The following is a 4687-nucleotide window of genomic DNA, read 5'->3' on the forward strand; positions in this document are numbered from 1 at the left end:
GGTCTCGATGATGCGCAGGGTCGGGGTGCGCAGGCCGCGGGAAATCGAGAGGTTTTCCAGCAGGTTGTAGAGCTCCGGCTCGGTGCGGCGCTCGACCTTGCGGGCGCCGGTCAGGGCGTCGACCATAGCTTGGCTGCCGAAATAGGCGATGGCGAACCAGATCGCGGCGATGACGAAGGACAGGGGCACGGTCCAGCCCAGCCACGAGGCGGCCAGGGCCATGTCGTCGCCCAGCCCCCGGCCCGTCCCGGGCATGAAGCCCAGCCCCATCAGGATCAGCTGCACCCCGTAGAGGATGAAGACCACCAGAACGGGGAAGCCGGCCAGCAGCAGGATCGACCGGGTGTTGTTCGCCCAGATGTGGGTCTGGAGCCCGACGGCGCCCATGGATCAGGCCTGGAAATTCACCGTCGGCGGCGCGGCGGTCATCGTGGCGCGGTCGGCCTCGCCCACGTCGAAGAAGGGCTTGTCCGAACCGAAGCCGACCATGCCGGCGAACAGCACGGTGGGGAACTGGCGGCGAACGGCGTTGAACTCGCTGACCGCGTTGTTGAAGAAGCGGCGGGCGGCGGCCAGCTTGTTCTCGATGTCCGACAGCTCGCGCTGCAGCTCGAGGAAGTTGGTGTTGGCCTTCAGGTCCGGATAGGCCTCGGCGACGGCGAACAACCGGCCGAGCGTCGCGGTCAGCATGTTCTCGGCCTGGACCTTGTCGTTGACCGAGGTGGCCCCCGCGGCCGCGGCCCGGGCCTGGGTGACGGCGTCGAGGGTGGCGCGCTCGTGCGAGGCGTAGCCCTTCACCGTCTCGACCAGATTGGGGATCAGGTCCTGGCGCTGCTTCAGCTGCACGTCGATGTCGGCGAACGACTGGTCGGCGCGCTGGTCCAGGGCGACCAGCTTGTTGTAGGCGCCGACGATGACGAACAGCACGACGGCGACGATGACGGCGATGACGATCAGGGTGGTCAGCATGGCGGTCTCCAACCTCGGCCGATAATCGACCCTTCGGGATTATCGGGCGCCGGCGCGCCCCTCGATAGTGAAATCGGCGTCACCTGAACTTCCTCAGTCCGCGCGGCCCCTGCCGCCCGGCGCTGGCGCGCTTGCCCAGCCAGTCCTTCCAGTCGGGCCAGTTGCGGCGGCGGCCGCCGCCGTCGACCCATTCCGGGCCGTGGGCGCCGTCGAACACGGCGACATCGGCGAGGCCGCCCTGTTTGTAGCTCTGCAGTTTGACGCCCTTGCCGCGGCCCATCTCGGGCAGGTCGGCGAGCGGGAAGATCAGCGCCTTGATGTTGTCGCCGATGGTCGCGACGTGATCGCCCGTGACACGCAGGGCCGCCAGCATCTCGCCATTCAGCACCTGTTTGCCGCCGCGCTTCTGGGCCAGCAGCTCATCCTCGGGGGCGACGAAACCATAGCCGGCCTTTGACGCCACCAGCAGCTTGCCGCCCGGCTGATGGGCCAGCAGATTGATGATGTCGGCCTTTTCGTCGAGATCGATCATCAGCCGCAGCGGTTCGCCGTGCCCCCGGCCCGAGGCCAGCTTGTCGGCCCCGACGGTGAAGATGCGGCCGTCGGACGCCGCCACCAGCAGCTTGTCGGTCGTATAGGCGGGCACGAGGAAGGCGAGGCTGTCGCCCTCCTTAAACTTCAGCTCCGACGGATCGTCGACCTTGCCCTTCGCCGCCCGGATCCATCCGCGTTCGGACAGGATGACGGAGATGGCCTCGCGCGGGATGAAGGCCTCGATCGAGGCGATGGCGGCGGTGTCGACGGCCTCGGAAATGGTCGTGCGGCGCGGCGAGACCAGGGCCTTGCGGACGGCCTCGAGGTCCTTGCCGACCTGTCGCCACTGTTTGGCGGGCGAGGACGACAGTGACTGCAGCGCGGCAAGTTCGTCGGCCAGCGCCTTGTATTCATTCTCGATGGTCATTTCCTCGATCCGCGCCAGCTGGCGCAGTCGGGTGTCGAGGATGAAGTCGGCCTGGAGTTCGGACAGTCCGAAGCGGGCGATCAGGACGGCCTTGGGCTGTTCCTCTTCGCGGACGATGCGGATGACCTCGTCGAGGTTGAGGAAGACGATCCTCAGGCCTTCCAGCAGGTGCAGCCGCTTCTCGACGCGTTCGATGCGCCAGCCCGCCCGGCGGACCAGAACCTCGCGGCGGTGATCGAGGAAGGCCTGCAGACAGGCCTTCAGTCCCATGACCCGCGGCGTGCCGGTGGCGTCCAGCACATTCATGTTGATCGGGAAGCGGACCTCGAGATCGGAGAGCTTGAACAGGCTCTCCATCAGCACCTCGGGCTCGATGGTGCGGCTCTTGGGCTCGATGACCAGCCGGATGTCCTCGGCCGACTCGTCGCGGACGTCGCCGAGCAGCGGGGCCTTCTTGTGCTCGATCAGATCGGCCAGGTCGGCGATCAGCTTCGACTTCTGCACCTGGTAGGGCATCTCGGTGACGATGATGCGCCAGACGCCGCGGCCGAGCTCCTCGGTCTCCCAGCGGGCGCGCAGGCGCACCCCGCCCCGGCCCGTCTCATAGGCGTCGAGGATGGAGGCGTGGCCCTCGACGGCGACGCCGCCGGTCGGGAAGTCCGGGCCCGGGACGATGCCGGCCAGTTCCTCCGTCGTCGCCTCGGGGCGTTCCAGCAGCAGGTGGCAGGCGTCGATCAGTTCGCCGACATTGTGCGGCGGGATCGAGGTGGCCATGCCGACGGCGATGCCCGACGAGCCGTTGGCCAACAGGTTCGGGAAGCCGGCGGGCAGGACGATCGGCTCCTCGTCCTGATCGTCATAGGTGGCCTTGAAGTCCACCGAGTCCTGATCGATGCCCTCCATCAGCAGGACGGCGGCGGCGGTCAGCTTGCACTCGGTGTAGCGCATGGCCGCGGCGTTATCGCCGTCGATATTGCCGAAATTGCCCTGACCGTCGACCAGCGGATAGCGCTGGGAGAAGTCCTGGGCGAGGCGGACCAGAGCGTCATAGATCGAGGCGTCGCCGTGCGGGTGATAGCCCCCCATGACCTCCCCGACGACCTTGGCGCACTTCCGCGCCGCCGCCTGCGGGTTCAGCCGCATCTGGTGCATGGCGTACATGATGCGCCGGTGTACCGGCTTGAAGCCGTCCCGCACGTCCGGCAGGGCGCGGTTGGTGATGGTCGACAGCGCATAGGCGAGATAGCGGCGCGACAGCGCCTCGCTCATCGGTTCGTCGACGATGCGACCGCCTTCCGGCGGCGGGGTGTGAACGGTCATGGGCCTTCGAATCGGCGGTCTGGAGCGGGAAGTCTAGCGCCTAAAGCCGCCCCGCCTCGCCCAGCTTGTCGATCATCCACACCCGCGCGGGCGGAATCGGCCGGTTCTGCGGGTGGAAGACGAACTGTTCGAGGAAATGGCCGGTCAGGGCGAGGCCGGCGCCGACGTCCCCTTCCCCCAGTCCCGCCTGGGCGCCGAGCATGAAGGGCGGAAGGACCAGCAGCTTGTCGGCATAGGGCTCGCCGGCCTCGCGGCTGACGGCGCGGCCCGTGCGCGGACTGACCCAGACCAGGTCGTCCATGGTCCCGGTAACGGCGCAGCGAGACAGGTCGAGGCCGAAGCCGAGATCTTCCAGCAGCCCCGCCTCGAAACGCACGAAGATGGCTGGCCAGACGTCCGGCACGGCGAAGGCGGCCATCAGCGCCTCGAAGGCCAGGAAGGCGCCGGGGTGCGGCTCGCGTTCGGGCAGGCTCCCCTGCGCCACCGCGGCGGCGGCGGCGAGGCCGGTCAGGGCCAGCGGATCGTCGAACAGGGCGCTGGGCCCCTCCCCCACCGGCTCCAGCCGCGCCGAGCCGAGATGGTCCGAGGTGCGGGCGCGATAGTCGGCCGTGACCCGGGCCCCGGCCTGCAGGAAGGGTTTCATCCGCCGCGACGCCCCGCCGGCGACATAGGCGGCGCGGCGGCCATGGCCTTCGGTCAGCAGCTCGACCACCACGCCGGTGTCGCCGTGGGCGCGGGCCGAGAGGACGAAGGCGTCGTCGGTGAAATCCATCGTCTCCGTTAGCCCGGCGCGCGGAAGTTGGCCATACGTTCCGCTATTCCGGAGGCTTGATCGCCTCGAGGACCGCGCGGGCACGGTCGTTGGGGACGGCGAAGCTGAGGACATACTGCTCGATCTTCCAGACTCCCCGCGTCTTGCGCAGCACGCCGGAGCCGCGGGTGACGCCGTAGGAGTCGCTGTCGAGGACCTCGTCGAACCAAGCGATGCACAGGCACGAGATCGGCGCGACGGTCACCGTCCGCTCCACCGGGGTGTAAGTCCAGCCCTGGCCACGCGCGAAATAGGGCTCGGCGTAGGCGCGGAACTCCGACAGCGTCCAGCGTTCGGTCGCGTCGGTGCCGATGAAGCGGGCGTCCGGGGTGAACAGGGCGAAATAGGCCGCCCCGTCCGCGCGAGAAGCGGCGGCGTGCAGGGCGTCGATGGTGGCGGCGACGTCCTCTTCCGGGGTTGCGGCGGGCGCGGCGGCCAAGGCGAGGGCGGCGACGAGTTCCAGCATGGCGGGCTCTCCGATGTGATCGACCAGAGCTAGACCAGCCTGGTCCCCCGGGGAAGCGGCGCCTCGGCGCCGGGGTCGGCATTTTATTTAACCGAGCGGTTGACAACCCGGCTCGGCCGGTTCATTTAACCTAACAGTTAGATAAGAGCGGAGCCATGCA

Annotated in this window: 4 protein-coding genes and 1 pseudogene; all 5 read right to left on the bottom strand. The window is 68.5% G+C overall.

Translation table 11 applies throughout. The features are described 5' to 3' along the window. Positions 1-387 (bottom strand): annotated as a pseudogene (locus RDU12_RS05870) (protease); the annotation flags it as partial. A 3-nt stretch (positions 388-390) separates the two neighbouring features. Beyond that, positions 391-969: a LemA family protein gene (locus RDU12_RS05875; protein ID WP_300291325.1), complete on the bottom strand. Its 579-nt coding sequence runs from the start codon at positions 967-969 to the stop codon at positions 391-393. A 79-nt stretch (positions 970-1048) separates the two neighbouring features. Beyond that, positions 1049-3250 (bottom strand): DNA topoisomerase IV subunit A, encoded by a 2202-nt coding sequence (gene parC, locus RDU12_RS05880; RefSeq protein ID WP_300291323.1) that lies wholly within the window; start codon positions 3248-3250, stop codon positions 1049-1051. 40 nt (positions 3251-3290) lie between these two features. Beyond that, complete coding sequence (gene recO, locus RDU12_RS05885; RefSeq protein WP_308684256.1) at positions 3291-4022, bottom strand: DNA repair protein RecO; 732 nt, start codon at positions 4020-4022, stop codon at positions 3291-3293. A 43-nt stretch (positions 4023-4065) separates the two neighbouring features. After that, positions 4066-4527, bottom strand: a complete 462-nt coding sequence (locus tag RDU12_RS05890; RefSeq protein WP_300290593.1) for a nuclear transport factor 2 family protein — start codon at positions 4525-4527, stop codon at positions 4066-4068. Positions 4528-4687 lie beyond the last annotated feature (160 nt).

This window comes from Brevundimonas sp., from assembly GCF_031082345.1.
Taxonomy (GTDB): Bacteria; Pseudomonadota; Alphaproteobacteria; order Caulobacterales; family Caulobacteraceae; genus Brevundimonas.

Bases quoted from the DNA above. Each gene is read 5' to 3' on its own strand.
- RDU12_RS05875 (WP_300291325.1), bottom strand. From the start codon at position 969: ATGCTGACCACCCTGATCGTCATCGCCGTCATCGTCGCCGTCGTGCTG.
- parC (WP_300291323.1), bottom strand. From the start codon at position 3,250: ATGACCGTTCACACCCCGCCGCCGGAAGGCGGTCGCATCGTCGACGAA.
- recO (WP_308684256.1), bottom strand. From the start codon at position 4,022: ATGGATTTCACCGACGACGCCTTCGTCCTCTCGGCCCGCGCCCACGGC.
- RDU12_RS05890 (WP_300290593.1), bottom strand. From the start codon at position 4,527: ATGCTGGAACTCGTCGCCGCCCTCGCCTTGGCCGCCGCGCCCGCCGCA.